Source organism: Cyanobium sp. FACHB-13342 (assembly GCF_014697415.1).
Classification (GTDB): domain Bacteria; phylum Cyanobacteriota; class Cyanobacteriia; order PCC-6307; family Cyanobiaceae; genus Cyanobium_A.
The window spans coordinates 160,443-186,077 of the sequence record NZ_JACJRT010000009.1 but is presented as its reverse complement, the minus strand read 5'-3'; the positions used below and the strand labels follow the sequence as shown (position 1 = coordinate 186,077).

The window sequence follows — 25,635 nt, the reverse complement described above, 5'->3', positions numbered from 1 at the left end:
CCATGACCCTGCTGTCGACGCTGCTGGTTCCCCTGCTGGCGCTGCTGCTTGGGTTTGGCGCCGGGCCCGGACCCTTTGGAGCAGCGGCCCTTGCCCTGGAAGTGGCCCCGGGATCCGTCCCGGCCAGCACCTCCCACAGCTTCGTGGCCGAGGCGGCCCGGGCGGTGGCACCGGCGGTGGTGCGGATCGACACCGAGCGGGATGTGGCCCGCCAACCCTTTGATCCAGCCCTGCTGGATCCCTTCCTGCGTGAGCTGTTTGGCGACCCGTCGGGCAGCATGCGCGAACGGGGCCAGGGCTCCGGCGTGGTGATTGATGCCGGCAAGGGTCTGGTGCTCACCAATGCCCATGTGGTCGACCAGGTGGACAGCGTGGAGGTGACCCTGGCCGATGGCCGCCAGGTGGATGGGGCGGTGGTGGGGGCCGATTCGGTCACCGATCTGGCCGTGGTCAAGATCTCCGGCTCCCGGGACCTGCGCGCCGCACCCCTGGGTGATTCCGAAGCCCTGGAGGTGGGCGATTGGGCGATCGCCATGGGCAGCCCCTACGGGCTGGAGCGCACGGTGACCCTGGGCATCGTGTCGAGCCTGCATCGCAACATCAACAGCCTGGGTTTCTCCGACAAGCGCCTGGATCTGATCCAGACCGATGCGGCCATCAACCCCGGCAATTCCGGCGGCCCCCTGATCAATGCCAGCGGTGAGGTGATCGGCATCAACACCCTGGTGCGGTCTGGACCTGGAGCGGGTCTGGGTTTTGCGATCCCGATCAACCTGGCCCGCGGGGTGGCCAGCCAGCTCAGCAGCGGTGGCCAGGTGGTGCACCCCTACCTCGGACTGCAGCTGGTGCCCCTCACGGCCCGCCGGGCCCGCGACAACAACCGGGACCCCGATGCCCTGCTGCAGCTGCCGGAGCGCGATGGAGCGCTCGTGCAACGGGTGCTGCCTGAAAGCCCGGCCGAATCGGCGGGCCTGCGCCGCGGCGACCTGGTGGTGGGCGTGGCGGATCAGCCCGTGCCCGATCCGGCCAGCCTGCTGGAGCGGGTCGAACACAGCACCGTGGGCCAGCCCCTGCCGCTCACGGTGGTTCGCGGCCAGCGGGAACTCAACCTCACGATCAAGCCGGCGGCCTTGCCCCACTCCGGCTGAGCGCTGCTACGGTCGCGGCCCGTTCAGGAGTGATGGATGTCGGATCTGCAGGACCGGATGAAGCAGGCGGTGGCCACCGCCGCCACCGAGCAGATCAAGAGCGGCATGGTGGTGGGGCTGGGCTCCGGCTCCACGGCCGCCCTGATGATTCAGGCCCTGGGGGCCAAGCTCCGCAGCGGTGAGCTCACCGATGTGGTGGGCGTCACCACCTCCTTCCAGGGCGAGGTGCTGGCGGCCGAACTGGGCATCCCCCTCAAGAGCCTCAACGCCATCGAGCGGATCGATCTGGCCATCGACGGCGCCGACGAGGTGGACCCCTCCTTCCAGCTGATCAAGGGCGGCGGCGCCTGCCACGTGCAGGAAAAGCTGGTGGCGCGCCGCGCCCAGCGCTTCGTGGTGGTGGTGGATTCCACCAAGCTGGTGGACACCCTCAACCTCGGGTTTCTGCTGCCGGTGGAGGTGCTGCCCGGCGCCTGGCGGCAGGTTCAGGCCGAGCTCGCCGCCATGGGCGGCGATGCCCAGCTGCGCATGGCGGTGAAAAAGGCGGGCCCGGTGGTGACCGACCAGGGCAATCTCGTGCTGGATGTGAAATTCGCCGGTGGCATCAGCGATCCGGCTGGCCTGGAGGCGGCGATCAACAACCTGCCGGGGGTGTTGGAGAACGGTCTGTTCGTGAACATCACCGACCAGGTGCTGGTGGGCGAGATCGTTGATGGCGAGCCCCGGGTGCGGGATCTGGTCAAGCGCTGAGGGGGGCGAGCTCCCCTCCCCCTCAGACGCCGCAGAGTTGCAGCAGCACCTGGCGCTGACGGGGGCCATCCAGCTCCACCAGCAGCACGGCCTGGTAGCGGCCCAGGCCCAGGCTGCCGTCCACGACCGGCAGGGTGAGGTGGTTGCCCAGCTTGAGGGCGATCAGGTGGGCATGGGCGTTGCGCGGCTCATCGGCGGGAATGTTCGGCCGCAAGTGCAGGTCGTTGTGGGCGTAGGCCCGGTCGGGGGGCGTCAGGGCCAGGAAGTGGCGCTCGATGTCGCCCAGCAGCCGCTCCTCGGCCTCGTTCACCACCAGGGCGGTGGTGGTGTGCTGGCCTGCGGCCACCAGTAGGCCGTTGCGGATCCCGGTGGCCTCCACGAAGGCCTGCAGTTCGCCACTGATGTCGTGGCAGCTGAAGCTGGCCGTGGTGGTGCGTTCCAGCCGGGTGGAGTGAAACGTCACCATGGCGAGCCCAGCTCCCCCATCTCAGTTCAGCCGGCGCCGCACCGATTCGGCGTGGCTGTGCAGACCCTCGCTTTCCGCCAGGGTGATCACCGCCGCTCCAGTGGCCTCCAGGGCCTTCTGGTTGAACTGAATCAGGCTGGTGTGGCGCAGGAAGGTCTCCACGCTGAGGGCCCCGGCAAACCGCGCCGTCCCGGAGGTGGGCAGGGTGTGGTTGGGGCCCGCCAGGTAGTCACCCACGGCCTCCGGCGAGTAGGGGCCCAGGAAGATGGCGCCAGCGTGTTGGATCTGCTCGGCCAGGCTCTCCGGGTCTTCCACCAGCAGCTCCAGGTGTTCGGGGGCGAAGCAGTCGCTGAGGCGCGCCGCCTGGGTGAGGTTGTCGCACACCACGATCAGCCCCCAGTCGTTGAGGGCGGTGCGGGTGATCTCGGCCCTGGGGTGGCCCTGCAGCTGGGCTTCCAGGGCCGCCGGCACCGCGGCCGCCAGCGCTTCACTGGTGGTGAGCAGGATGGCGGCGGCCAGGGGATCGTGCTCGGCCTGGGCCAGCAGGTCGGCGGCCACCTGGTCGGCCCGGGCCGTGTGGTCGGCGATCACCAGCACTTCGCTGGGGCCGGCCAATGAATCGATCGCCACCCGGCCGTACACCGCCTTTTTGGCCAGGGTCACGTAGAGGTTGCCCGGGCCGCTGATCACATCCACCGCCGGAATGGTTTCGGTGCCATAGGCCAGGGCTCCGATCGCCTGGGCGCCCCCGACGCGATACACCTCTTCCACCCCGGCCAGGTGGGCGGCGGCCAGCACCGTGGCATTCGGTTCGCCCCCGGGGCCGGGGGGCGTGACCATCACCAGCCGTCCCACCCCGGCCACCCGTGCCGGCACGGCGTTCATCAACACCGTGCTGGGGTAGGAGGCCCTGCCCCCCGGCACGTACAGGCCCGCCCGCTCCACGGGGCGCCAGCGGCGACCGAGCCGCTCTCCATGGGGGCCGGTCACGGCCAGGTCGGCGGGGCGCTGCTGCTCGTGGAAGGCCAGGATCCGTTGATGGGCCAGGGCCAGGGCGTCCTTCAGGGCCGCAGGGGTGGCTTCCCAGGCCGCAGCCAGGCGTTCGGGGGGGATGCGCAGGGGGTCGGGCCGGATGCCGTCGAAGCGTTCGCTGAGGTCCAGCAGGGCCCGATCGCCCTGCTCCTGCACCTGGGTCAGGATCGCCTCCACCCGGGCCATCTCCTCCTTCATGCGGCCGCCGCTGGTGCGCCCGGCGATGGCGGCGAGGCGCTGGGCAGCCGGGCTGGGCCCCTCCTGGATCCCGCCCTTGCCCATGCCACCGCTGGGATCCCGCAGGCTGGCGATCGACAGGGCGGGAGACGGGGCGACCACGGAACAGCACGCTGGCGGGGGTGGTCAAACTAGGGCGCCGCTGGCTCCGGGCACCGCCAGGACAGGGCGCAGGACACGGCGGAGGGCCTGAAGGTAGGATTCTCGACTGCCGAACCAGCGTCCGTCCGCCTGTGGCCAATAACAAGTCGTCGAAGAAGCGCATTGATGTTGCTGAGCGCAACCGCCTCCGCAACCGCACTTACAAGTCGGCGCTGCGCACCCTGATGAAGCGCTGCTTCACGGCTTGCACCGCCTACGGCCAGCAGCCCGATGAAGGGGCCAAAACCGCTGTTCAGGACACCCTGAACGCGGCCTTCAGCAAGATCGACAAGGCCGTCAAGGTGGGTGTGCTGCACCGCAACACCGGCGCCAATCAGAAATCCCGTCTGAGTGCTGCGGTCAAGAAGGCGATTGAACCCGCCGTTGCGGCCAAGGCCTGATTCGCCCTGCCCGGGCCTGAGCCCCAAGCGCCATGGCCGCAAGTCCAGTCCTGGTCGACAGCCACTGCCACATCGTCTTCCGCAACTTCGACGACGATCTGGATGCCGTGTCCCAGCGCTGGCGGGAGGCGGGAGTTCAAGCCTTGGTGCACGCCTGTGTGGAGCCGGCCGAGATCCCGGCCATTCGGGCCCTGGCTGACCGCTTCCCCGAGCTGCGCTACTCCGTAGGGGTCCATCCCCTGGACACCCAGCACTGGCGCGACGACACCGCCGCGGTGCTGCGCCAGGCCGCCCAGGACGATGCCCGGGTGGTGGCGATTGGGGAATTGGGGCTCGACCTCTTCCGGGATAGCAACCTCGAGCAGCAGGTGGCCATGCTTGAACCCCAGCTCGACCTGGCTGTCGAGCTCAATCTGCCGGTGATCGTGCACTGCCGCGATGCGGCCGATCCCATGCTGGCCCTGTTGCGTCAGCGGGCCGAGCGGGGCTCCTGTCCGGCGGGTGTGATGCACTGCTGGGGAGGCACACCCGAGGAGATGGACGCCTTCCTCGAGCTGGGATTTTACATCAGCTTCAGCGGCACCGTCACCTTCCCCAAGGCCGAGGCCACCCATGCCTGTGCCCGGCAGGTGCCCGCAGATCGCTACCTGGTGGAAACCGACTGTCCCTTCCTGGCGCCCGTGCCCAGGCGGGGCAAGCGCAACGAACCGGCCTTCGTGGCCTCGGTGGCGGCGCGGGTGGCCGAGCTGCGTGGGGAAACGCTCACGCAGGTGGCCCTTACCAGCACTTCCAATGCGGCTCGCCTGTTCTGCCTGCCACTTCACAATGTATGATGTTTCATTGGCCTGGAAGCGGAAGCGCTCCTTGTTGTCGACGCCTGCAGTCTTGAAGCAACCCCGTTAAGCGAGCCCCCATGGGCGGCCGTTCCCCATCCGGGGGGCGGCCGTTCGTGTGGGCGGCTGCGGGTCGCTCAGTCAGCGGCGGCGCCCAACCAGGGCTGCCCCACCAGCCAGTTCACGTCCACCCGTTCCTGCAGGTTCACCGCATGAGCAGCGCGATCCAGGTCGCCAAGACCGCCACTTACCTGCCCGATTTGGTGGAGGTGCAGCGCGCGAGCTTCAAATGGTTCCTGGAGAAGGGCCTGATCGAGGAGCTCGAGAGCTTCTCGCCGATCACCGACTACACCGGCAAGCTCGAACTCCACTTCATTGGAAGCGAGTACCGGCTTAAGCGTCCCCGTCACGATGTGGAAGAGGCAAAGCGTCGCGATGCGACCTTTGCGTCCCAGATGTACGTCACCTGCCGCCTGGTCAACAAGGAGACCGGCGAGATCAAGGAGCAGGAGGTGTTCATCGGCGAACTGCCCCTGATGACCGAGCGCGGCACCTTCATCATCAACGGTGCGGAGCGGGTGATCGTCAACCAGATCGTGCGGTCGCCCGGTGTCTATTTCAAGGATGAGCAGGACAAGAACGGCCGTAAAACCTTTAACGCCAGCCTGATTCCCAACCGGGGCGCCTGGCTGAAGTTTGAAACCGACAAGAACGACCTGCTGCATGTGCGGGTCGACAAAACCCGCAAGATCAACGCCCACGTGTTGATGCGGGCCATCGGCCTGTCGGACAACGACGTGCTCGACAAGCTGCGGCACCCGGAGTACTACCAGAAGTCGATCGAAGCGGCCAACGACGAGGGCATCTCCTCGGAAGACCAGGCCCTGCTCGAGCTCTACAAGAAGTTGCGTCCGGGTGAACCCCCCTCGGTGAGCGGTGGTCAGACCCTGCTGCACAGTCGTTTCTTCGATCCCAAGCGCTACGACCTGGGCCGGGTGGGTCGCTACAAGATCAACAAGAAGCTGCGCCTCACGATTCCCGATGCGGTACGCACCCTCACCCCCGAGGACGTGCTCAGCACGATCGATTACCTGATCAACCTTGAACTCGATGTGGGCGGGGCTTGCCTCGATGACATCGACCACCTGGGCAACCGCCGCGTTCGCTCCGTGGGCGAACTGCTGCAGAACCAGGTGCGTGTGGGTTTGAACCGCCTCGAGCGGATCATCAAGGAGCGGATGACGGTTGGGGAGACCGAGAGCCTCACCCCCGCCCAGCTGGTGAACCCCAAGCCCCTAGTGGCGGCGATCAAGGAGTTCTTCGGCTCCAGCCAGCTGAGCCAGTTCATGGACCAGACCAATCCCCTGGCCGAGCTCACCCACAAGCGCCGCATCAGCGCCCTGGGCCCAGGGGGCCTCACCCGCGAGCGCGCCGGCTTTGCGGTGCGTGACATCCACCCCTCCCACTACGGCCGCATCTGCCCGATCGAAACCCCGGAGGGGCCGAACGCCGGCCTGATCGGTTCGCTCGCCACCCACGCGCGGGTGAACGAGTACGGCTTCATTGAAACCCCGTTCTGGAAGGTGGAAAACGGCATCGTCCACAAGAGTGGCGATCCCATCTATCTGTCCGCCGACCTGGAGGACGAGTGCCGCGTGGCGCCGGGCGACGTGCCCACCGACGCCGAGGGCCGGATCACCGCCGAGCTGGTGCCGGTGCGCTACCGCCAGGACTTTGAGAAGGTGCCGCCAGAGCAGGTGGATTACGTCCAGCTCTCACCGGTTCAGGTGATCTCGGTCGCCACCTCCCTGATCCCCTTCCTCGAGCACGACGACGCCAACCGGGCCCTGATGGGCTCCAACATGCAGCGCCAGGCCGTCCCCCTGCTGCGCCCTGAGCGCCCGCTGGTGGGTACGGGCCTGGAAACCCAGGTCGCCCGCGACTCCGGCATGGTGCCCATCACCCGGGTCAACGGCACGGTCACCTTCGTGGATGCCACCGCCATCGTGATCCGCGATGAGCAGGGCACCGACCACGTGCACCACCTGCAGAAGTACCAGCGCTCCAACCAGGACACCTGCCTCAACCAGCGTCCGATCGTCCGCCAGGGCGATCCGGTGATCGCCGGTCAGGTGTTGGCCGATGGTTCGGCCTGTGAGGGTGGCGAGATCGCCCTTGGTCAGAACGTCCTGATCGCCTACATGCCCTGGGAGGGCTACAACTACGAGGACGCCATCCTGTTGAGCGATCGGCTTGTCCACGACGATCTCTACACCTCGGTGCACATCGAGAAGTACGAGATTGAGGCCCGCCAGACCAAGCTCGGTCCTGAGGAGATCACGCGGGAAATCCCGAACGTGGCCGAAGAGAGCTTGGGCCACCTCGACGAGATGGGCATCATCCGGATCGGTGCCTATGTGGAGAGCGGCGACATCCTGGTGGGCAAGGTGACCCCGAAGGGGGAATCCGACCAACCCCCCGAGGAGAAGTTGCTGCGCGCGATCTTCGGCGAGAAGGCCCGCGATGTGCGCGACAACTCCTTGCGGGTGCCCAGCACCGAGCGGGGCCGCGTCGTGGACGTTCGCATCTACACCCGCGAGCAGGGCGACGAGCTGCCGCCGGGCGCGAACATGGTGGTGCGGGTCTATGTGGCCCAGCGCCGCAAGATCCAGGTCGGCGACAAGATGGCCGGTCGCCACGGCAACAAGGGCATCATCAGCCGGATCCTGCCCCAGCAGGACATGCCCTACTTGCCCGATGGCACCCCGATCGACATCGTGCTCAACCCCCTGGGTGTGCCGAGCCGCATGAACGTGGGCCAGGTGTTCGAGTGCCTGATGGGCTGGGCCTCCTCCCACCTGGGCTGCCGCGTCAAGGTGGTGCCCTTCGATGAGATGCACGGCGCCGAGAAGAGCAAGCAGACGGTGCAGGCCTACCTCGAAGAGGCGGCGAACCTGCCCGGCAAGGACTGGGTCTACGACCCGGAGAACCCTGGCAAGATCCAACTGATCGATGGCCGCAGCGGCGAGCCGTTCGATCAGCCCGTCACGGTGGGCTACGCCCACATCCTCAAGCTGGTTCACCTGGTGGACGACAAGATCCACGCCCGCTCCACCGGCCCCTACTCCCTGGTCACCCAGCAGCCCCTGGGCGGCAAGGCCCAACAGGGCGGCCAGCGTCTGGGTGAGATGGAGGTGTGGGCTCTCGAGGCCTATGGCGCCGCCTACACCCTGCAGGAACTGCTCACCGTCAAGTCCGACGACATGCAGGGCCGCAACGAGGCGCTCAACGCCATCGTCAAGGGCAAGCCGATCCCCCGTCCGGGTACCCCCGAGTCGTTCAAGGTGCTGATGCGCGAGCTCCAGTCGCTGGGCCTCGACATCGCCGTCTACACCGACGCGGGTGAGGAAGTGGATCTGATGCAGGACGTCAATCCTCGCCGCAGCACCCCCAGCCGCCCCACCTACGAATCCCTCGGCGTCGCGGATTACGACGACGACTGATTGCTTGTTTGCAGCACCCCGCTGACTAGCCCTTCCTTCTGGATCTCCGCGCGCCCCAATCCCGATGTCTAACAGCAATCTCCGCACCGAAAACCACTTCGACTACGTCAAGATCACGCTGGCCTCGCCCGAGCGGATCATGCAGTGGGGGCAGCGCACGCTGCCCAACGGACAGGTGGTGGGTGAGGTGACCAAGCCCGAAACCATCAACTACCGCACCCTCAAGCCCGAGATGGACGGGCTGTTCTGCGAGAAGATCTTCGGTCCGTCGAAAGACTGGGAGTGCCACTGCGGCAAGTACAAGCGGGTGCGTCACCGCGGCATTGTCTGCGAGCGTTGCGGCGTGGAGGTGACGGAGAGCAGGGTGCGCCGGCACCGCATGGGCTTCATCAAGCTGGCGGCCCCCGTTTCCCACGTCTGGTATCTGAAGGGGATTCCCAGCTATGTGGCGATCCTGCTCGACATGCCCCTGCGGGATGTGGAGCAGATCGTCTACTTCAACTGCTATGTGGTGCTCGATGCGGGCGACCACAAAGACCTCACCTACAAGCAGCTGCTCACCGAAGACGAGTGGCTGGAGATCGAAGACCAGATCTACGCCGAAGATTCCGACATCGAGAACGAGCCCGTGGTGGGCATCGGTGCCGAGGCCCTGAAGCAGCTTCTCGAAGATCTCGAGCTCAACGAAACCGCCGAACAGCTGCGGGAGGAGATTGCCGCCAGTAAGGGCCAGAAGCGGGCCAAGCTGATCAAGCGCCTGCGGGTGATTGACAACTTCATCGCCACCGGCGCCCGTCCCGAGTGGATGGTGCTGGATGTGATCCCGGTGATTCCCCCCGATCTGCGCCCGATGGTGCAGCTCGACGGTGGCCGCTTTGCCACCTCCGACCTCAACGACCTCTACCGCCGGGTGATCAACCGGAACAACCGGTTGGCCCGGCTGCAGGAGATCCTGGCTCCCGAAATCATCGTCCGCAACGAAAAGCGGATGCTGCAGGAGGCCGTCGACGCCCTGATCGACAACGGCCGCCGCGGCCGCACCGTGGTGGGCGCCAACAATCGGGCGCTCAAGTCGCTCAGCGACATCATTGAGGGCAAGCAGGGTCGCTTCCGTCAGAACCTGCTCGGCAAGCGGGTCGACTACTCCGGTCGTTCCGTGATCGTGGTGGGTCCGAAACTCAAGATGCACCAGTGCGGTCTGCCCAAGGAGATGGCGATCGAGCTGTTCCAGCCGTTCGTGATCCACCGCCTAATCCGTCAGAACATCGTCAACAACATCAAGGCCGCCAAGAAGCTGATTCAGCGGGCCGACGATGAGGTGATGCAGGTGTTGCAGGAGGTGATCGAAGGACACCCCATCCTGCTGAACCGGGCGCCGACGCTGCACCGCCTTGGCATTCAGGCCTTTGAGCCGAAGCTGGTGGATGGCCGCGCCATCCAGCTGCATCCGCTGGTGTGCCCCGCCTTCAACGCCGACTTCGACGGTGACCAGATGGCCGTGCACGTGCCCCTGGCGATCGAGGCCCAGACCGAGGCCCGCATGCTGATGCTGGCCAGCAACAACATCCTTTCTCCGGCCACCGGCGAGCCGATCATCACCCCGTCCCAGGACATGGTGCTCGGGGCTTACTACCTGACGGCGGAGGAGCCCGGTGCGGTGAAGCCCGAATTCGGCGATCGCGCCAAGACCTTCGCCAACCTCGACGACGTCATCGACGCCTTCGAAGAGAAGCACCTCGTCTTGCACGACTGGGTGTGGGTTCGCTTCAACGGTGAGGTGGAGAGCGACGACGAGGACAAGCAGCCCCAGAAGGAAGAAACCCTCAGCGATGGCACCCGCATTGAGCAGTGGCTCTACCGCCGCGACCGCTTTGATGAGGATGGCGCCTTGATCAGCCGCTACCTGCTCACCACCGTGGGCCGGGTGGTGATCAACCACACCATCATCGACGCCGTGGCTGCGACCTGACGGCCGTTCCGGATCCAGGGTCCGGGTTTCCGTTTTTCCCTTCTCTTTCGTCTTTTTCCCGCGCGCAGCCATGACCGCCACCCCCGCCAAGAAAACCAGCAAGAAGAGCGCCAAGAAGGCTGCCGAGGCTGCCGTCGTTGAAACCGCGGCTCCGGTGAGCCATGCCCTGAGCAAGCAGGCCCCGCCGTTCCGCAACCGCGTGATCGACAAGAAGGCCCTGCGCAACCTGGTGGCCTGGGCCTACAAGCACCACGGCACCGCCGCCACGGCCTCCATGGCCGATGAGCTGAAGGACCTGGGCTTCCACTACGCCACCCAGGCCGCCGTCTCGATCTCAGTCGACGATCTGCGGATTCCGGGCGACAAGGCTGCCCTGTTGGCGGAAGCTGAGGAGCAGATCACCCAGACCGAAGAGCGCTATCGCCTCGGCGAGATCACCGAGGTGGAGCGTCACACCAAGGTGATCGACACCTGGACCGAAACCAACGAGCGTCTCGTGGCGGCCGTGCGCCGCAACTTCAACGAGAACGATCCACTCAATTCGGTGTGGATGATGGCCAACTCCGGCGCCCGGGGCAACATGTCCCAGGTGCGCCAGCTGGTGGGCATGCGCGGCCTGATGGCCAACCCCCAAGGGGAAATCATCGACCTGCCGATTCGCACCAACTTCCGTGAGGGGCTGACGGTCACCGAATACGTGATTTCGTCCTACGGCGCCCGCAAGGGTCTGGTGGACACCGCCCTGCGCACCGCTGACTCCGGCTATCTCACCCGCCGTCTGGTGGACGTGGCCCAGGACGTGATCGTGCGCGAGGACGATTGCGGCACCACCCGCAGCATCCCGATCGATGCGGATGAGAAGGGCAAGTTCGGCAGCAAGTTGATCGGCCGTCTCGCCGCTGAGCCCGTGGTGGCGGAAGACGGCGAAACCCTGGTGGACCGGGACGGCGAAATCGATGAGCCCCTGTCGCGCCGGATTGAAGCCGGTGGCGTCAAAACCGTGAAGGTGCGCTCACCGCTCACCTGCGAGGCCTCCCGCTCGGTGTGCCGCAAGTGCTACGGCTGGGCCCTGGCCCACAACCAGCTCGTCGACCTGGGCGAAGCGGTGGGCATCGTTGCAGCCCAGTCCATCGGTGAGCCCGGAACCCAGCTCACCATGCGGACCTTCCACACCGGTGGTGTGTCCACGGCCGAGACCGGCGTGGTGCGTTCCCTGGTGGATGGCACGGTCGAATTCGGTGCCAAGGCCCGGGTCCGTTCCTTCCGGACCCCCCACGGCGTGGAGGCCCAGCTCGCTGAAACCGACTTCTCCCTGACGGTCAAACCCAGCGGCAAGGGCAAGCTTCAGAAACTCGACATCGTCAACGGCTCGATCCTGTTCGTGGCCGACGGTGACACGGTGCCCGGGGACACGATCCTGGCCCAGATTGCGGCGGGCGTGACCGTCAAGAAGAGCGTTGAGAAGGCCACCAAGGATGTGATCTGCGACCTGGCCGGCCAGGTGCGCTACGAGGATGCGATCCAGCCCAAGGAGGTCACCGACCGTCAGGGCAACATCACCCTCAAGGCCCAACGTCTGGGCCGGATGTGGGTGTTCAGCGGCGATGTCTACAACCTGCCCCCCAATGCCCTGCCCGTGGTGGAGGGCAACAAGGCCGTCACCACCGGTGAGGTGCTGGCTGAAAGCCGTCTGGTGAGCGAGTACGGCGGCGCCGTTCGTCTGCGTGAAAGCGCCGGTGACTCCCGCGAAGTGCAGATCGTCACCGCCAGCCTCACCCTCAAGGACTGCAAGCTGGTGGGCGAATCCACCCACTCCGGTGAGATCTGGCACCTGGAGGGCAAGGACAACATCCGCTACCGCCTCAACACGGCTCCCGGCAGCAAGATCGCCAATGGCGAGGTGATCGCCGAGCTCGCCGACGACCGCTTCCGTACCAAAACCGGGGGTACCGTCAAATTTGCTCCCGGCCTGTCGATCAAGAAGGCCCGCAGTGCCAAGAACGGCTACGAGGTGAGCAAGGGCGGAACCCTGCTCTGGATCCCCCAGGAAACCCACGAGATCAACAAGGACATCTCCCTGTTGATGATCGAGGACGGCCAGTGGATCGAGGCCGGCACCGAAGTGGTGAAGGACATCTTCAGCCAGACCGCCGGCATCGTCACGGTGACCCAGAAGAACGACATTCTCCGGGAAATCATCGTGCGCTCGGGAACGCTGCACCTGGTGTCGGACAGCAAGACCCTCGCCAAGTTTGCGGACGGCAAGATGGTGACCCCGGGCGAGGAGATCGCCAAGGGCCTCAAGGCTGAGGCGATGGTTTTCGTTGAAGCCGTGGAGACCCCTGAGGGTGGTGCCCTGTTGCTGCGCCCGGTGGAGGAGTACGCCATTCCCGATGCGGCCCACCTGCCCGAACTGGGGACGGTCAAGCAGAGCGGTGGTCCGTCCCTCGGGCTCAAGGCCACCCAGCGCCTGGCCTTCAAGGACGGTGAACTGATCAAGAGCGTCGATGGCGTGGAGTTGCTGCGCACCCAGCTGATCCTGGAAACCTTTGACACCACCCCCCAGATGACGGTGGATGTGGAGGCCGTCTCCGACAAGCGGGCCAAGACGATCGAGCGCCTGCAGCTCACGATCCTGGAGACCCTGTTGGTGCGTCGGGACACCCTCTCGGACGCCAGCCATGGCTCCACCCACACCGATTTGCAGGTGGAGGATGGGGCCGCGGTGAAGCGCGGCGACGTGGTGGCCACCACCCAGATCCTCTGCAAGGAGGACGGCGTCGTCCAGCTCCCCGATCTGGTGGATGGCGAACCGATTCGCCGTCTGATCGTGGAGCGCGATGGCGACACCCGCACCATTGATTTGGGCTCGGCCAAACCCGAGGTTGCCGTGGACCAGCGCATCGTCGACGGTGACCAGCTGGCTAACGGGGTCGTGGCCCCCTGTTGTGGTCAGGTGGAGGCGATCAAGGGCAACACGATCACCATCCGCCTCGGCCGCCCCTACATGGTGTCGCCCGACTCGGTGCTGCACGTGCGCGATGGCGAGCTGGTGCAACGCGGAGATGGCCTGGCCCTGCTGGTGTTTGAACGCCAGAAGACGGGCGACATCGTGCAGGGTCTGCCCCGGATTGAGGAACTCCTGGAAGCCCGCCGTCCGCGGGAATCCACGATCCTCTGCCGCAAGAGCGGCACGGTGCAGATCAAGCAGGGCGACGACGACGACTCGATCACGGTTTCGGTGATCGAGCACGACGACGCCATCACCGAGTACCCGATCCTGCTCGGCCGCAACGTGATGGTGAGCGATGGCCAGCAGGTCAGCGCCGGTGAGTCGCTCACCGACGGACCGATCAACCCCCACGAGCTGCTGGAGTGTTTCTTCGAGGATCTGCGCAGCCGCAAGCCCACCATGGAGGCGGCTCAGGAGGCGATCTCCAAGCTGCAGTTCCGGATGGTCACCGAGGTGCAGAACGTCTACAAGAGCCAGGGCGTCTCGATCAGCGACAAGCACATCGAGGTGATCGTGCGCCAGATGACCAGCAAGGTGCGGATCGAGGATGCCGGCGACACCACCCTGCTGCCCGGGGAGCTGATCGAGCTGCGTCAGGTGGAGCAGGTGAACAGTGCCATGGCGATCACCGGCGGCGCCCCCGCTGAGTTCACGCCGGTGCTGCTGGGCATCACCAAGGCCTCACTCAACACCGACAGCTTCATCTCGGCGGCCTCCTTCCAGGAGACCACCCGGGTGCTCACCGAGGCGGCCATCGAGGGCAAGAGCGACTGGCTGCGCGGCCTCAAGGAGAACGTGATCATCGGCCGCCTGATTCCAGCCGGTACCGGGTTCAGTGGCTTCGAAGAGGAGCTTCGGGCCGAAGCCGGCCCCCATCCGGACATTCTCGAGGAAGACGGCATGGGCTATCGCCGCATGCAGAACCTGCGTCCTGACTACACCGTGGAGATGCCGGCTCCGGCCGCATCGATGGCGGTGCTCGACGACCCATCCGATGCCGACCTGGAGGCCACCCGCAGCCGCCATGGCATCGAGGCCAGCGCGAGCGGGCTGGCAGCGTTCACCCGCCCCACCCTGGATGAGGGACTGGAGGAGGAGCTGATCGCCGATCCTGCGGCCCTGGAGGGCCTGCAGGAGGAAGGCCTGCTCACCGATGAGTGATCACCATGGCTAACCCCACCCGCACCAGCCTCAACACGCCGGTTCCCCAACGCCGGCTGCCCCGCTACGGCTTCCACACCCACACGGAACTGTTCAATGGCCGCTTGGCCATGCTCGGGTTCATTGCCCTTGTGGCGGTGGAATGGAAGCTGGGCCACGGCCTCTTGATCTGGCCTTGAGCACGCCCCTGTTGGGGCTGGGCATGCCAGCCTTGGAGCAGTGGGCTGTGGCCCGGGGCCAGGCCGCCTTCCGCGGCCGCCAGCTTCACGACTGGCTCTACGCCAAGGGGGCCCGCAACATCGAGGCCGTGTCGGTGCTGCCGAAGGCCTTCCGCGACCAACTCCTGGCCCAACCGCCGTCGGGCGCCACGGATTGGATCGGACGGTCGCGGGAGCTGCACCGCAGTGTGGCTCGCGATGGCACCACCAAATTGCTGCTGGGCACCCACGATGGCCTCAGCATCGAAACCGTTGGCATCCCGGCCGAAGGGCGGCTCACGGTCTGTGTGAGCAGCCAGGTGGGCTGCCCCATGGCCTGTCGGTTCTGCGCCACCGGCAAGGGCGGCCTGCAGCGCTCCCTGGCGGTGCACGAGATCGTCGATCAGGTGCTGAGCGTGCGGGAGGCGATGGACCAGCGCCCCAGCCACGTGGTGTTCATGGGCATGGGTGAACCGCTGCTCAACATCGAGGCCGTGCTCGCGGCCATCGACTGCCTCTGCACGGATCTGGGCATGGCCCAGCGCCAGATCACGGTGAGCACCGTCGGGGTGCCCAAAACCCTGCCCACCCTGGCGGAGCGGTCTCTGGAGCGGCTGGGACGGGCCCAGTTCACCCTGGCCGTGAGCCTGCACGCGCCGGATCAGCGGTTGCGCGAAGAGCTGATCCCCACCGCCCATGCCTACCCGTTGGAGGCGTTGCTCGACGATTGCCGCCGCTACGTGGCCCTCACCGGCCGCCGCGTCAGCTTTGAGTACATCCTGCTGGGGGGCCTCAATGACCAGCCCCGCCATGCCGTCGCCTTGGCCCAGCTGCTGCGCGGTTTCCAGAGTCACGTGAACCTGATCGCCTACAACCCCATCGCCGAGGAGGAGTTCCAACGGCCCGCCCCGGGCGCCGTGGAGGCCTTTCGCCGTGCCCTGCAGGAGCGCCATGTGGCCGTGAGTGTGCGCGCCAGTCGCGGCCTGGATGCGGATGCGGCCTGTGGCCAGCTGCGGCGGCGACTGGAGGGGAGCCTGGAGCCGGCCTGATTCAGGTGGGGTCCTTGGCGGGATCGAAGGCTCCCTTGGCCCCATTCCCATTCCAGGGTGTCAGCCAGGCCATCAGCAGGAAGGCCGGCAGCGAGGAGGCCACGGTGAGCAGGAAGAAGCTGCTCCAACCCACCCCTTGAGCCACGAAGCCCGCCTGGCCGGCGAGTACTGAGCGGCTCAGGGCGTAGACCCCGGAGAGCAGGGCGTATTGGGTGGCGGAGAAACGGGGATTGCAGAGGCTCATCAACAGGGCCACGAAGGCGGCGCCCACCAGCCCCCCGCCCAGGTTTTCCAGGCCCACCGCCAGCAACAGGGCCGCGGGGCCGCCGTCGAAGCTGGCCAGGGCCCAATAGGACAGGTTGCCAGCGGCCCCCACCAGGGCAAAGATCCAGAGGGAGCGGTTCATGCCCAGCCGGGCGAACAAAACCCCTCCCAGGATCGTGCCGACGATGGTGGCGCCGATGCCCCAGCCGGCCAGCACCGAACCCACCACCTCCGGTGAAAAGCCCTTCTGGATCAGAAAGGGCACGGCCATCACGTTGAGCAGGCCGTCGGGCCAGCGGTAGAGCAGCACCAGGGCCAGCAGCATCACGGCCCGGCCCCGGCCGGTGCGGTGCAGGAATTCCCGGGCTGGCCCGGCCACCGCCTGGCGCAGGCTGGTGACCTGGTGCTGGATCGGCGGCAGTGGCGGAGCCGTGAGGGTGAAGGGCACCACCAGCAGCATCAGCACCGCCGAGCCGGCGAAGGCCAGGGGCCACCCGAAGCGGCCCGCCAGGATGAAGCCCCCCGCCCCGATGGCGAGCATGGCCCCGCGGTAACCCAGGGTGGTGGCGGCGGCCCCGGCCCCCCGCTCCTGTTCGGGCAGCAGGTCGGTGCGGTAGGCATCCACCACGATGTCCTGGGTGGCGCTCACGAACGCCAGCAGCAGGGCCATGGCCCCAATCGCCGTCAGGCTGGCCGGGTCCTGGCTGGGCCTTAGGAAGGTCATCGCCCCGATGACGGCCACCAGCAGCAGTTGGAGCAGCAGCAGCCAGCCGCGTCGCCGGTCGGGCCAGGGGATGGGCCAGCGGTCCAGGGCCGGCGCCCAAATCATTTTTAAGGTGTAGGGCAGCTCGGCGTAGGCGAGCAGGCCGATCAGGCCGAGGGGTACCCCGGAGGCGGTGAGCCAGCCCTGCAGCAGCTTGGTGCCCACCATGTAGGGCGTGCCACTGGCCACGCCTTCCGCGGCCACCGCGGTGAGGCGCCGCCAGGTGCCGGGGGTCGGGGCCATCACAGGGGGGCAGATCGGCGAACACTAGGGGCGATGATGGGACCAGGCGCCCGCTCTCCCCCAAGGCTGTGCAATTCTTTCGCTCCACCCTGTTGCCAGCCGCCATCGTGGTGCTCTTCGGGCTTGCTCTGTTTGCGGTCAGTGCCCGCATCTGGTTGCCCGGCGACATGGCTGCCCCTGCCCCGATCGGCTGAGACAGTGTCGTGAGCCCTTCTCCGCAATCCGAACCGGCGCAGCCCGAGCCGACGTCCAGCGGGCCTTTCGGCGACAGTCCTCAAGAGCTCTACCTCGATCCCGAGGTGCTGGCCCAGGAGCTGGCCCAGGAGCTGCTCGGCGATCCGCTCGATGACCTGGACACCCAGGATCCCAGCGCTTCCGATGTGGCGGCGGAGTGCGACCTCGGTTTGCAGCTGTTGCGGCTGGGGGCGGATGCCGGCAGCCATGACCAGCGCATGCAGGGGCTGAGGATCTTCTGTGAGCACCGGGATCCCCGGGCCCTGCCGCTGCTGCTGCCCCTGCTGGAGGCCAGTTGCCCGATCCTGCGGATGAGTGCCGTGTATGCCCTGGGTCGCAATCCCAGCCCCCTGGCGGTGGAGCCCCTGCTGTCCCTGCTGGGCTCCGATGACAACGGCTATGTGCGCAAGGCGGTGGCCTGGAGCCTGGGCAACTATCCCGAAGCCCCGGTGCTCAACCCCCTGATCCGCTCCCTGCAGGTGGACATTGCCGCCGTGCGGCTCTGGGCGGCCAGTTCCCTGGCCGAAGCGGGCTGCACCGGCCCCGCCAAGGCCGATCCGGCGGCGGCCCAGCTGCTGCTCAGCCTGCGCATCGACAGTGAGCCGGCGGTGCGCAGCAACAGTGCTTGGGCCCTGGGGCGGCTCTACGGCGATCTGGTGGAGCCCCGCCAGCAGGTCGTGGTCGAGGCCCTGCTGCACGCCATGGTTCACGATGCGGAATCGGGCGTGCGGGATGAGGCCCGACTGGCCCTGGAGCAGCTCGAGCAACCCGAGGTGCTCGACCGGCTGCAAACCCTGGTGGATGAAGGCCTGCTCAGCTGAGAGGCGGCTGGGGCGTGGAGGCCGCGGGCACCCGCCCCCTGGAAAACACGGTTAACATCTCGGGACCTGATCAGGCCAGGGATGGACCATCAGACCATCCGATTTCGGATCCTGCCCGATGGTCGGGTGGAAGAGCTGGTGGAAGGGGTTCGGGGGCTCGGTTGTGAGCAGCTCACCGAACGAATCGAGGCCAGGCTCGGTGCTGTGCAGCAGCGCCAGAGCACGGCTGAGGCGTTCCAGGTCCAAGGCCAGGTCCAGCCCCTTGGACAGCCCCTGGTCAATCCCGTCCCGCTCCCGTAAACGCCGAGCATTCCGAACCGATGTCCCACTTCAGCACCATCAAGACCGAGCTGCGTGATCGCCAGGCCTTGCTTGAGGCCCTGAGCGACCTCGGCCATGCCCCCCGGGAGGGTTCCCTGCAGGTGCGCGGCTACCGCGGCCAGACCCTGGAGGCCCAGCTCGCGGTGACCCAGGTCAACGGTGCCGACATCGGCTTCCGCCTCAACCCCGCCACCGGCAGTTATGAGCTCGTCACCGACCTCGATCTTTGGAGCCAGCCGGTGCCGGTGGAGCGCTTTGTGGCCCAGCTCAACCAGCGCTACGCCCTGCGCAGCATCCTGGCGGCGACCACGGAAGAGGGATTTCAGGTGTGTGAGCAAACCCAGCAGCAGGACGGCAGCATCGAATTGGTGGTGACCCGCTGGGCCTAGGTCCCCTGACGTCCGTCGCCATGGTCGATCCCTCCCTGGCTTTCACCGCCATCGCGGAAGCACCGGAGTCCACCCGCACCGGTCTGGAGCCGCTGCTGGGTGGATCCCTGCGTCAGAAAGCGGTGTGGGTGGATGAGGCCGTCTGCATCGGCTGCCGCTATTGCGCCCACGTGGCCGTCAACACCTTTGTGGTGGAGCCCGACTGGGGCCGTTCCCGGGCGATCCGGCAGGACGGAGACTCCACGGCCTTGATCCAGGAGGCGATCGACACCTGTCCGGTGGATTGCATTCACTGGGTGCCCTATGAGCAGTTGCCTGAGCTGGAGCAACAGCTGGCTGGCCAAGAGATTTTGCCCCTCGGGGTGCCCACTCCGGCCCGGCTCAAGCGCACCCTGCCCCGCCGGGACGCGGGCTGATGCCATCGGCCCAACTGCCCACCCGGCGGTTTGGACGGACCGAGCTGGCCATGCCGGTGCTCTCCCTGGGTTGCATGCGCTTTCAGCACAGCTGGACCGACCTGCCGCCTGACCAGATCAGCGCGGCCAGCCAGGCCAATCTGCGGGCCATCCTCGAGAAGGCGGTTGCGGCGGGCCTCCACCACATTGAGACGGCCCGTCATTACGGAACCTCGGAGCGCCAGCTGGGCTGGCTGCTCGACCAGGTGCCCGATCCCCTGCGGATCCTGCAGACCAAAGTGCCGCCCCAGGCCGATCCGGCGGTCTTCGAGGCGGAACTCGCCACCAGCTTCGAGCGGCTGGGGGTGGCGCGGGTGGATCTGCTGACGCTCCACGGCCTCAACCTGCCCGAGCATCTGGAGCAGAGCCTGCGGCCGGGTGGCTGCCGGGACGTGTTGCGCCGCTGGCAGGCCGAGGGACGGATTGGCCATGTGGGCTTCTCCACCCACGCCCCCCTGCCCCTGATCTGTGAGGCGATCGCCAGCGATGCCTTCGACTACGTCAACTTGCATTGGTACTTCATTTTTCAGGACAACCGTCCCGCCCTCGAGCTGGCCCGGGCCCACGACCTGGGTGTGTTTGTCATCAGCCCGACCGACAAGGGCGGCCACCTGCACACCCCCTCGGCCCCGCTGCGTGAGCTGTGTGCGCCCCTGCATCCGATTGTGTTCAACGATCTCTTCTGCCTGGCGGAATCCGGCTGTTCAGGAGCGCCCGCCGTGCACACCCTCAGCGTTGGGGCCGCCCACCCCGACGACCTCGACCTCCACCTGGAGGCGGTGGCCCGGCTGGAGCAGGCGCAGGCCCTGGTGGTGCCGGTGCAGGCGAGGCTGGAGCAGGCCCGGCGGGACGCCCTTGATCCGGCCTGGCTGGCCAGCTGGGAGCAGGGCCTGCCGGAGTGGTCGGAGCTGCCTGGGGAGCTCAATGTGAAGGTTCTGCTCTGGCTGCACAACCTGCTGGAGGCCTGGGATCTGGAGAGCTTTGCCCGGGCCCGTTACGGCTTGCTCGGGCGCGGCGGCCATTGGTTCCCCGGGCAGAGCGCCGATCTGCTGGACCATGCGGTGAACGAGGCCGAGCTGCGGGCGGCCTTGGCCGGCAGCCCCTGGGTGGATCACATCCCTGGACTGCTGCGGCGTCTGCGCGATCGGCTCGGCGGCCAGCCCGTCAATCGCCTGATGACCTCCTGACCCCCAGGGGTTGCTTGGCCGGCACCCCCACGGCCCGGGGGTAGGTGCGGGGACAGGGGGCCAGGGGCTGCACCACCAGGGCGTGGCGGACGCCCCGGCCACCGGGCAGCTCCCGGGCCAGGCAGCGCTCGGTTGCGGCCTTCAGGGGGGCCAGGGCGGCGTCGAGATCCCCTTGGTCGGAGGCCGACCACTGGCCGCGATACAGCAGGGCCCGGCCCTGGGGTTGCAGCAGGGGCACCAGATATTCCGCCACCACGGGCGCGCTGGCCACGGCCCGCGCCAGGGCCCAGTCGAACTGGCCCCGGCAGGCCTGCTGCTGGCCGGTGCGCTCGATCCGTTCACAGCGCAGGCTCACCCGCTTCCCCAGCCCCAGGGCCTCGGCCATGGCCCGCACCGCGTCCACCTTGCGACCCACCGAATCCACCAGGGTGAGCTGGGCCTGGGGGAAGGCGATTGCCAGCGCCAGGCCGGGGAAGCCCCCGCCCGTGCCCACGTCGATCAGCCGCAGGGGCTCCTGGGCTGCGGCCGATTGCAGCAGGGGCACCAGGGGCCAGAGGCTGTCGAACACCTGGGCAATCCAGAAGTCGTCGTCCTCCACCAGGCGGGTCAGGTTGACCCGGCCGTTCCACTGGCGCAGTTGGTCCTGCAGGTCGAGCAGCAACTGCTCCTGGCCAGGACTGGGCTGCCAGCCCAGCTCCTGCCAGAGGACAGTGCCGATGAGGGTGCGGGCCATCCAGCGTGGCGATGGGGTTTCTGATCTCTAGGATCCCGCAGACCGGATGTCCTCGCCGGTGCGGTGCCATTGGCCAGTTCTCCACCCCCGTCCCCAACCAGCTACTACGCCCTGCTCCAGGTGCCGGAGACGGCGTCGCCGCAGGACCTGCGGCAGGCCTTCCGCGGGCTGAGCAAGCGCTACCACCCCGACACCACCGTGTTGCCGCCGGCTGAGGCGGCGGCTGCCTTCCAGCAGTTGCAGCAGGCCTATGCGGTGCTCAGCGATCCCGCCCAGCGGCAGCGTTACGACGCCCAGCTCCATCCCGCACCGCCGCTCCGGCCCCCGAGCCCGCCGCCGGGAGCCCCGGCTCCCAGGCCGGCCTCGGTGCGGCGCGATCTCTCCGGCGGGGAGTGGCTCGCCTTGCTGTTGCTCGGATTCGCCCTGCTGGTGAGCCTGGTGCTCGGGGTGGGGGTGGCCTGGATGCGCGGCGTCGAACTGGTGCAGTGGCCCTCCTGGTGGAGCGAGTCTGCGGTCGTGGTGGGCAGCGAAGCGGCGGTGTCCGCCGGGCCCGACTCCGGATCCCCCAAGATGACAGGGTTGGTGCCATGACCGATTTGCCCACTCCCGAAACGCCCCTGTATCACCACCCCTTGCCGGCCCTGGAGCATTGGCTCGGGGAGCTGGGGGCGAGTCGCCAGCGCGCCAACCCCTGTCTCTGGGATCTGCATCGTCCGGAATGGAGTGCCCAGATCGAGCTGGAGGTGGAGGAGCTCAAGGTGAGTTGGCACCGCGATGGTCAGGTGTCGGTTCGCCACTTCCCCTACGGCCTGTCCCGTGCCGATGCCGAGGCCGTGATCCTGGCGGGCCCCTAGGCGTTGTTGAACCGCGGTCAGCGGCAGATGGTGCTGCGGCGCTCGGCCTCCGTGGCGATGGGGCCGCAGTTAATCCAGCGGGTCAGGGAGTCTTCGACGTCGGTGAACAGCACCAGAACCCCGCCGCAGAGGAGCACCAGCACGCCACTCACCAGCCAGTGTTGTTTGGTCATGGGTGCCGGTGGTTCAGGGCCAGGGCCAGGCTATGGCCCAGGTTCTGGGCTTGCCACTGGGTGGCCAGGGCTGGGGCCGTGAGGGGGTCCAGGGGCGGGAGTTGGGCTAGGACCGGTGTCTGGGCCAGGGAAGCCAGGGTGGCGGGGTTGTCCCGATGGAGGGGGCCGTTCAGCACCAGGCCCAGCAGGGGGATGGCGCGGCGGCGTAGGGCCTCCACCGACAGCAGGGTGTGGTTGAGGGTGCCCAGGCCGCTGCGGGCCACCAGCAGCACCGGCAGCCCCCAGACCGCCAGCTGGTCGATCTGGAGCCAGTCGCGCCGCAACGGCACCAGCAGCCCCCCGGCGGTTTCCACCACCAGGGGGCCCGGCACCGCCGGCAAGGTCAGCCGGGCCCGGTCGATGGCGATGCCCTCCTGTTCGGCGGCCCAGTGGGGCGACACCGGTGTTCGCAGCCGGTAGGCCTCCGGCAGCAGGCGCTCGGCCGGCAGCTGCAGCAGCGCTTGCAGCCGACCGCTGTCACCCCCGCCCTCGAGACCGCTCTGCACCGGCTTCCAGTAGTGGGCCCCGAGGCCCTGCACCACCAGGGCGCTCACCACCGTCTTGCCGACGTCGGTGTCGGTGCCGCAGATCACCAGTTGGGGCGCCGCTTGGTGGGGCTGGGGCACGCTCATCGCGATCGCCGCTGGCCTAGCAGCAGTAGCACCTCCCAGCTCACCCGTCCATGGCCAGGCCAGCTGTCCAAGAGCCGGCGCAGCTGGTCTGGATTCAGGCGACGGGAGCGGCTGGCGCTGGCCCCCAGGGTTTTCAGCTGTTGCAGAAAGCCGAGGCCGCTGCCGTAGGTGCGGCTGAAGGTCAGCCGGTGGCTGTGCATCAGCTCCAGACCCCCGCGTCTGGCGGCGGCCAGGAGCACCTCGGCCTGGGGCAAGGGCAGGGCCGTGCAGGGCACCCCGGCGGCCGTGGCGGCATGGTGCCACTGGGGGAAGCTGGCGGCGGTGGGCACCGCCAGGGCCAGCCATCCGCCCGGGCACAAGGCGCCGCACCAGTGCTGCAGCTGGGCAGCGGGGTCCTCGAGCCACTGCAGGGCAAAGCTGGAGGTGAGCAGGGCGGCCTGCTGCAGGGCTTGGGGCAGCCCCTGGTTGAGGTCCCACACCAGCGCGCGGTCCGCTCCAGCCAGGGGATTGTGGGCCAGGAGCTCCGCGCAGAGATCGAGTTGCAGCAGGGGTCCGGCCAGCCCCTGGCAGTCCAGGGCCTGGCCCACCAACCCGCTGCCGGCGCCCAGGTCGGCCCGGGGGCCGTTCGGCACGGGCAGGGGGGCGCAGAGGTGGGCCAGCCGCCAGGCCACCCCCTGCTGCAGGCGGGCCTGGTGGGTGTAGTTGGGAGCCTGGCGGCTGAAGCGCGCGCCCACCTGGCTGCTGAATCCAGGGCTGCTGAAGGAAGGGGATGTCACGGCAGTCCCTCGATCCAGCCGCACACGAGGGGCACCAACGCCGGGCTCAGCAGGCAGTGCCCCACCCCGGCCAGCACGAGGGTGTCGGCTGCGGGTAAGGCATCGCGCAGCAGTGCGCGCGCCTCCTGGACCACGATCTGATCGGCGCCCCCTTCCACGATCAGCACCCGGGCGTGGGGCGGAAACGCCGGGGCCAGCCCGGTGGTGGCCGCCAGCAGGGCCAGGTCGTCCTGCAGCCGCTGCCGTCCGGCATCGCCCAGGGGGGCGGCCGCGATGCCGGGCGGTAGCAGGCTGGCTGGCTGGGGGGCAGCGGCCCGGTCCAGGAAGGCCTGCAGCATGGCGCTGGCCTGGTCTGAGGCGAGCTGCTCGGCCATCGCCGCCATGGCGGCTCGCAGACGGCGGCCGGCGGTGCCTTCGGGCACGAAACGGCCAAAGCTGGCCAGCAGAACCACCGCATCGGCCTGCTGGAGCACGGCGGGTGGCACCAGATGGGAGCCGAGCGAGTGGGCGATCACCACCCGCGGGCCCGCGTTCTGCCGCCAGGCCACGGTCTCGGGGGGCCGCGGTCCATAGCCCCGGTCGCCGCACTGCCAGTGCCAGCTGCGCCGCTGCCAGGCATCCAGGAAGGGTTCCCAGCCCCGGGCATCGCCGGCCCAGCCGTGCATGGCGATCACCTGCATGGTGGGTCTCCGAGGGCTGTCAGCAACCGCTCCAGGCTGCCCTCCGGCAGGTCATGACGCAGCACCAGCCGCAGGCGTGCCGTGCCCTCGGGCACCGTCGGCGGACGGATGGCCACGCTCAGCAGACCCGCGTCCTCCAGCCGTTGCTGCAGGGCTAGGGCGCAGCCGTCATCCCCCACCAGCAGCGGCAGGATCGGGCCCGTGCCGGGGGGGCGAGGCCAGCCCGCCGCTTCCAGGGCGGTGCGCCAGCGCGCGGCCCGTTGCAGCAGTTGCACCCCACGGGGGGCGGCCTGCAGGCAGGCCAGGGCCGCCAGGGCCGCGGCGGCCAGGGGCGGCGCCAGGGCCGTGGTGTAGCGGAACGGGCCGCTGCATTGCAGCAGCCACTCCATCACCAGGTTGCCGCCGGCCAGGAAGGCCCCACCGCTGCCGAAGGCCTTGCCGAAGGTGCCGCTGATCAGGGCGATCTCGGCTTGGCCTCCCTCCCCGTTGAGGCCATAGCCCAGGCCCCGGCCGCCGGGTCCCAGCACCCCGAGGGCGTGGGCTTCGTCGAGCAGCAGGGCCGCACCGTGACTCGCACAAAGGGCTGCCAGGGGCCCCACCTCCGGACTGGTGCCCTGCATGGAGAACAGGCTTTCGCTCAGCACCAGCAGGCGCTGGTGGGGCCGATCCCGTCGGGCGGCTTGCAGCCGTTGCTCCAGGGCGGCCAGGTCGTTGTGGGCAAAGCGCTGCAGCCGGGCGCCGCTGGCGCGCACCCCGCTGAGCAGGGAGTGGTGGATCAGCCGGTCGGCCAGCACCAGGCTGTGACGATCGGCCAAGGCGGTCACCGCCGCCAAGTTCGCCTGGAAGCCGCTGGGGAACAGCAACACCCGGTCCCGTCCCAGCCAGCTGGCCAGGGCTGTTTCCAGCTGGGCATGCACCGGCCGGCTGCCGCTCACCAGGCGGGACGCCCCAGCACCGACTCCCTCTGCCTCGGCCGCGGCCTGGGCTGCCGCCACCAGGCTGGGGTGGCGGCTCAGGCCGAGGTAGTCGTTGCTGGCCAGATCCAGCAAGGGGACGGCTGGATTCGCAGCGGCGCTGGTGGGGAGGCTGGCGGCTTCCAAGGAGCCGGGGGCCTCACCTGGCTTGAAGCTGCGCAACGCCCGGCGTCGCTCGGGGGTGATCGCGGCGAGTT

Annotated in this window: 26 protein-coding genes; 17 read left to right on the top strand and 9 right to left on the bottom strand. The window is 68.1% G+C overall.

All coding sequences use genetic code 11. The annotated features are described in order from the left end of the window. Nucleotides 1-2: 2 nt before the first annotated feature. Both H6G16_RS09015 and rpiA read left to right on the top strand, forming a co-directional pair. Nucleotides 3-1,148 carry a trypsin-like peptidase domain-containing protein gene (locus H6G16_RS09015; RefSeq protein ID WP_190389975.1) on the top strand — a complete coding sequence of 382 codons (1,146 nt, stop codon included), beginning with the start codon at nucleotides 3-5 and terminating at the stop codon, nucleotides 1,146-1,148. A gap of 36 nt (nucleotides 1,149-1,184) precedes the next feature. Continuing rightward, a complete protein-coding gene (gene rpiA / locus H6G16_RS09010) occupies nucleotides 1,185-1,898 on the top strand; it encodes a ribose-5-phosphate isomerase RpiA (protein WP_190389974.1) in 714 nt (237 codons plus the stop codon). Between the two features lie 22 nt (nucleotides 1,899-1,920). On the opposite strand, the gene H6G16_RS09005 is transcribed toward rpiA, so the two are convergent. After that, nucleotides 1,921-2,364, bottom strand: coding sequence for a secondary thiamine-phosphate synthase enzyme YjbQ (locus tag H6G16_RS09005; protein WP_190389973.1), 444 nt, complete (start codon nucleotides 2,362-2,364; stop codon nucleotides 1,921-1,923). A 21-nt stretch (nucleotides 2,365-2,385) separates the two neighbouring features. Then, nucleotides 2,386-3,678, bottom strand: a complete 1,293-nt coding sequence (gene hisD / locus H6G16_RS09000; protein WP_190390007.1) for a histidinol dehydrogenase — start codon at nucleotides 3,676-3,678, stop codon at nucleotides 2,386-2,388. Nucleotides 3,679-3,866: 188 nt separating this feature from the next. Between hisD and rpsT the strand changes: the two genes are divergently transcribed. The 7 genes from rpsT (at nucleotide 3,867) to rlmN (ending at nucleotide 15,900) form a co-directional block, all read left to right on the top strand. Next, entirely contained in the window at nucleotides 3,867-4,175 is a 309-nt protein-coding gene (rpsT, locus tag H6G16_RS08995; RefSeq protein WP_190389972.1) for a 30S ribosomal protein S20, read from the top strand. Between the two features lie 32 nt (nucleotides 4,176-4,207). After that, nucleotides 4,208-5,008 (top strand): TatD family hydrolase, encoded by an 801-nt coding sequence (locus tag H6G16_RS08990; protein ID WP_190389971.1) that lies wholly within the window; start codon nucleotides 4,208-4,210, stop codon nucleotides 5,006-5,008. Nucleotides 5,009-5,220: 212 nt separating this feature from the next. Further along, nucleotides 5,221-8,511: a DNA-directed RNA polymerase subunit beta gene (gene rpoB, locus H6G16_RS08985; RefSeq protein ID WP_190389970.1), complete on the top strand. Its 3,291-nt coding sequence runs from the start codon at nucleotides 5,221-5,223 to the stop codon at nucleotides 8,509-8,511. A 64-nt stretch (nucleotides 8,512-8,575) separates the two neighbouring features. Further along, nucleotides 8,576-10,480 carry a DNA-directed RNA polymerase subunit gamma gene (locus H6G16_RS08980; RefSeq protein ID WP_190389969.1) on the top strand — a complete coding sequence of 635 codons (1,905 nt, stop codon included), beginning with the start codon at nucleotides 8,576-8,578 and terminating at the stop codon, nucleotides 10,478-10,480. Between the two features lie 70 nt (nucleotides 10,481-10,550). Continuing rightward, the gene (locus H6G16_RS08975; protein WP_190389968.1) at nucleotides 10,551-14,654 is read left to right on the top strand and encodes a DNA-directed RNA polymerase subunit beta'; all 4,104 of its coding nucleotides are present in this window, start codon (nucleotides 10,551-10,553) and stop codon (nucleotides 14,652-14,654) included. 5 nt (nucleotides 14,655-14,659) lie between these two features. Continuing rightward, complete coding sequence (locus H6G16_RS08970) at nucleotides 14,660-14,833, top strand: chlorophyll a/b-binding protein (protein ID WP_190389967.1); 174 nt, start codon at nucleotides 14,660-14,662, stop codon at nucleotides 14,831-14,833. After that, complete coding sequence (gene rlmN / locus H6G16_RS08965) at nucleotides 14,830-15,900, top strand: 23S rRNA (adenine(2503)-C(2))-methyltransferase RlmN (RefSeq protein WP_277874991.1); 1,071 nt, start codon at nucleotides 14,830-14,832, stop codon at nucleotides 15,898-15,900. Before H6G16_RS08970 ends, rlmN begins: the two co-directional genes overlap by 4 nt. A gap of 1 nt (nucleotide 15,901) precedes the next feature. Here rlmN and H6G16_RS08960 read toward each other — a convergent pair whose 3' ends face one another. Next, a complete protein-coding gene (locus H6G16_RS08960; RefSeq protein ID WP_190389965.1) occupies nucleotides 15,902-17,170 on the bottom strand; it encodes an MFS transporter in 1,269 nt (422 codons plus the stop codon). A 68-nt stretch (nucleotides 17,171-17,238) separates the two neighbouring features. On the opposite strand from H6G16_RS08960, the gene H6G16_RS13235 reads away from it, so the two are divergent. The 6 genes from H6G16_RS13235 (at nucleotide 17,239) to H6G16_RS08935 (ending at nucleotide 20,577) form a co-directional block, all read left to right on the top strand. Beyond that, nucleotides 17,239-17,364 carry a hypothetical protein gene (locus H6G16_RS13235; RefSeq protein ID WP_254931229.1) on the top strand — a complete coding sequence of 42 codons (126 nt, stop codon included), beginning with the start codon at nucleotides 17,239-17,241 and terminating at the stop codon, nucleotides 17,362-17,364. Nucleotides 17,365-17,469: 105 nt separating this feature from the next. Then, nucleotides 17,470-18,225, top strand: a complete 756-nt coding sequence (locus H6G16_RS08955) for a HEAT repeat domain-containing protein (protein ID WP_347238844.1) — start codon at nucleotides 17,470-17,472, stop codon at nucleotides 18,223-18,225. Nucleotides 18,226-18,306: 81 nt separating this feature from the next. After that, nucleotides 18,307-18,525: a DUF2997 domain-containing protein gene (locus H6G16_RS08950; protein WP_190389963.1), complete on the top strand. Its 219-nt coding sequence runs from the start codon at nucleotides 18,307-18,309 to the stop codon at nucleotides 18,523-18,525. Nucleotides 18,526-18,545: 20 nt separating this feature from the next. Next, nucleotides 18,546-18,935, top strand: coding sequence for a DUF1257 domain-containing protein (locus H6G16_RS08945; RefSeq protein ID WP_190389962.1), 390 nt, complete (start codon nucleotides 18,546-18,548; stop codon nucleotides 18,933-18,935). Between the two features lie 20 nt (nucleotides 18,936-18,955). Further along, complete coding sequence (locus tag H6G16_RS08940; RefSeq protein ID WP_190389961.1) at nucleotides 18,956-19,351, top strand: ferredoxin; 396 nt, start codon at nucleotides 18,956-18,958, stop codon at nucleotides 19,349-19,351. Beyond that, the gene (locus H6G16_RS08935; protein WP_190389960.1) at nucleotides 19,351-20,577 is read left to right on the top strand and encodes an aldo/keto reductase; all 1,227 of its coding nucleotides are present in this window, start codon (nucleotides 19,351-19,353) and stop codon (nucleotides 20,575-20,577) included. The genes H6G16_RS08940 and H6G16_RS08935 overlap by 1 nt, the downstream gene beginning before the upstream one ends. Here the strand turns inward: H6G16_RS08935 and rsmG are convergent. Then, on the bottom strand, nucleotides 20,555-21,310 hold the full coding sequence (gene rsmG / locus H6G16_RS08930; protein ID WP_190389959.1) for a 16S rRNA (guanine(527)-N(7))-methyltransferase RsmG: 756 nt from the start codon (nucleotides 21,308-21,310) through the stop codon (nucleotides 20,555-20,557). The genes H6G16_RS08935 and rsmG overlap by 23 nt on opposite strands. Before the next feature lie 63 nt (nucleotides 21,311-21,373). Here rsmG and H6G16_RS08925 point away from each other — a divergent pair, with 63 nt between their 5' ends. Together H6G16_RS08925 and H6G16_RS08920 are read left to right on the top strand one after the other, a co-directional pair. Continuing rightward, nucleotides 21,374-21,901, top strand: a complete 528-nt coding sequence (locus tag H6G16_RS08925) for a J domain-containing protein (RefSeq protein WP_347238840.1) — start codon at nucleotides 21,374-21,376, stop codon at nucleotides 21,899-21,901. Further along, nucleotides 21,898-22,164 (top strand): DUF3143 domain-containing protein, encoded by a 267-nt coding sequence (locus H6G16_RS08920; protein ID WP_190389958.1) that lies wholly within the window; start codon nucleotides 21,898-21,900, stop codon nucleotides 22,162-22,164. Before H6G16_RS08925 ends, H6G16_RS08920 begins: the two co-directional genes overlap by 4 nt. Before the next feature lie 17 nt (nucleotides 22,165-22,181). On the opposite strand, the gene H6G16_RS08915 is transcribed toward H6G16_RS08920, so the two are convergent. From H6G16_RS08915 to H6G16_RS08895, 5 genes are read right to left on the bottom strand one after another with little or no spacing between them, the layout of a single operon-like run. Continuing rightward, a complete protein-coding gene (locus H6G16_RS08915) occupies nucleotides 22,182-22,337 on the bottom strand; it encodes a hypothetical protein (RefSeq protein WP_190389957.1) in 156 nt (51 codons plus the stop codon). Then, nucleotides 22,334-23,008 carry a dethiobiotin synthase gene (gene bioD / locus H6G16_RS08910; RefSeq protein WP_190389956.1) on the bottom strand — a complete coding sequence of 225 codons (675 nt, stop codon included), beginning with the start codon at nucleotides 23,006-23,008 and terminating at the stop codon, nucleotides 22,334-22,336. The genes H6G16_RS08915 and bioD overlap by 4 nt, the downstream gene beginning before the upstream one ends. Next, nucleotides 23,005-23,784, bottom strand: coding sequence for a methyltransferase domain-containing protein (locus tag H6G16_RS08905; RefSeq protein ID WP_190389955.1), 780 nt, complete (start codon nucleotides 23,782-23,784; stop codon nucleotides 23,005-23,007). The genes bioD and H6G16_RS08905 overlap by 4 nt, the downstream gene beginning before the upstream one ends. Next, nucleotides 23,781-24,464 carry an alpha/beta hydrolase gene (locus H6G16_RS08900; protein ID WP_190389954.1) on the bottom strand — a complete coding sequence of 228 codons (684 nt, stop codon included), beginning with the start codon at nucleotides 24,462-24,464 and terminating at the stop codon, nucleotides 23,781-23,783. Before H6G16_RS08900 ends, H6G16_RS08905 begins: the two co-directional genes overlap by 4 nt. Then, on the bottom strand, nucleotides 24,455-25,564 hold the full coding sequence (locus H6G16_RS08895; protein ID WP_242036321.1) for an aminotransferase class I/II-fold pyridoxal phosphate-dependent enzyme: 1,110 nt from the start codon (nucleotides 25,562-25,564) through the stop codon (nucleotides 24,455-24,457). Before H6G16_RS08895 ends, H6G16_RS08900 begins: the two co-directional genes overlap by 10 nt. Between the last annotated feature and the right edge of the window lie 71 nt (nucleotides 25,565-25,635).

Coding starts and splice junctions, on each gene's coding strand:
- H6G16_RS08945 (WP_190389962.1), top strand. CDS start 18,546: ATGTCCCACTTCAGCACCATCAAGACCGAGCTGCGTGATCGCCAGGCC.
- H6G16_RS08900 (WP_190389954.1), bottom strand. CDS start 24,464: ATGCAGGTGATCGCCATGCACGGCTGGGCCGGCGATGCCCGGGGCTGG.
- H6G16_RS08935 (WP_190389960.1), top strand. CDS start 19,351: ATGCCATCGGCCCAACTGCCCACCCGGCGGTTTGGACGGACCGAGCTG.
- H6G16_RS08950 (WP_190389963.1), top strand. CDS start 18,307: ATGGACCATCAGACCATCCGATTTCGGATCCTGCCCGATGGTCGGGTG.
- H6G16_RS08980 (WP_190389969.1), top strand. CDS start 8,576: ATGTCTAACAGCAATCTCCGCACCGAAAACCACTTCGACTACGTCAAG.
- bioD (WP_190389956.1), bottom strand. CDS start 23,008: ATGAGCGTGCCCCAGCCCCACCAAGCGGCGCCCCAACTGGTGATCTGC.
- H6G16_RS08920 (WP_190389958.1), top strand. CDS start 21,898: ATGACCGATTTGCCCACTCCCGAAACGCCCCTGTATCACCACCCCTTG.
- H6G16_RS08990 (WP_190389971.1), top strand. CDS start 4,208: ATGGCCGCAAGTCCAGTCCTGGTCGACAGCCACTGCCACATCGTCTTC.
- rpoB (WP_190389970.1), top strand. CDS start 5,221: ATGAGCAGCGCGATCCAGGTCGCCAAGACCGCCACTTACCTGCCCGAT.
- rpiA (WP_190389974.1), top strand. CDS start 1,185: ATGTCGGATCTGCAGGACCGGATGAAGCAGGCGGTGGCCACCGCCGCC.
- H6G16_RS08975 (WP_190389968.1), top strand. CDS start 10,551: ATGACCGCCACCCCCGCCAAGAAAACCAGCAAGAAGAGCGCCAAGAAG.
- H6G16_RS08940 (WP_190389961.1), top strand. CDS start 18,956: ATGGTCGATCCCTCCCTGGCTTTCACCGCCATCGCGGAAGCACCGGAG.
- hisD (WP_190390007.1), bottom strand. CDS start 3,678: ATGGGCAAGGGCGGGATCCAGGAGGGGCCCAGCCCGGCTGCCCAGCGC.
- H6G16_RS09015 (WP_190389975.1), top strand. CDS start 3: ATGACCCTGCTGTCGACGCTGCTGGTTCCCCTGCTGGCGCTGCTGCTT.
- H6G16_RS09005 (WP_190389973.1), bottom strand. CDS start 2,364: ATGGTGACGTTTCACTCCACCCGGCTGGAACGCACCACCACGGCCAGC.
- rsmG (WP_190389959.1), bottom strand. CDS start 21,310: ATGGCCCGCACCCTCATCGGCACTGTCCTCTGGCAGGAGCTGGGCTGG.
- H6G16_RS08970 (WP_190389967.1), top strand. CDS start 14,660: ATGGCTAACCCCACCCGCACCAGCCTCAACACGCCGGTTCCCCAACGC.
- H6G16_RS08960 (WP_190389965.1), bottom strand. CDS start 17,170: ATGGCCCCGACCCCCGGCACCTGGCGGCGCCTCACCGCGGTGGCCGCG.
- H6G16_RS08915 (WP_190389957.1), bottom strand. CDS start 22,337: ATGACCAAACAACACTGGCTGGTGAGTGGCGTGCTGGTGCTCCTCTGC.